This is a genomic window from Sphingobium sp. FW306-1B-F04DB, assembly GCF_058781925.1.
In genome coordinates this window covers 1-746 of sequence record NZ_JBYSXE010000135.1, presented here as the reverse complement: position 1 = coordinate 746, position 746 = coordinate 1, and the positions used below count along the sequence as shown (strand labels likewise).

1 protein-coding gene is annotated in these 746 nt (G+C 63.4%); it reads left to right on the top strand.

The features are described from left to right. Nucleotides 1-710, top strand: a 710-nt coding sequence (locus AC3WJD_RS22055) for an IS3 family transposase (RefSeq protein WP_492749005.1), incomplete at its 5' end; no start/stop codon positions are given. Between the last annotated feature and the right edge of the window lie 36 nt (nt 711-746).

Below are 746 nucleotides of genomic sequence, written 5' to 3'. Positions count from 1 at the left end.
TCAGGGAGTGCTTCCTTGCCAGCGACCGCACCTATGGCGCCCGGCGCGTCTGGCACGACATGCTCGCCGAAGGCATCTCCTGCGGACTGCATCGCATCGAGCGGCTGATGTGCCAGCAGGGCCTTCGTGCAAGGCCACGCCGTCGCGGCTTGCCCAAGGACGACGGCCTGCGCTCGGTGATCGCCGCCAACGTACTCGACCGCCAGTTCAGCGCCGATGGCCCCAACCAGAAGTGGGTGGCGGACTTCACTTACGTCTGGACCGCCGAGGGCTGGCTCTATGTCGCCGCCGTCATCGACCTTTTCTCCAGGCGCGTCGTGGGTTGGTCGATGAGCGCCACGATGACCGCGCAGCTCGTCACCGACGCGCTGGTCATGGCGATCTGGCGGCGCGGCAAGCCCGATGCCCTGCTGCATCACTCGGACCAGGGCAGCCAATATACCAGTGAGCAGTTCCAGCGGTTGATGGCCGACAACGGCGTCACCTGTTCAATGAGCCGCTCGGGCAATGTCTGGGACAATGCCGCGATGGAGAGCTTCTTCTCCTCGCTCAAGACCGAACGTATCGGCAGGAGGGTCTATCGCACGCGCAACCAGGCCAAGGCCGACGTGTTCGACTATATCGAGCGCTTCTATAATCCGAGGCGCCGGCACTCGACCTTGGGGTACCTCAGCCCCATCGACTTCGAGAAACAATCTGAGGTAGCGTAGCCTATCTTGGTGTCCGCGAAACCGGCAGCAGCTCAA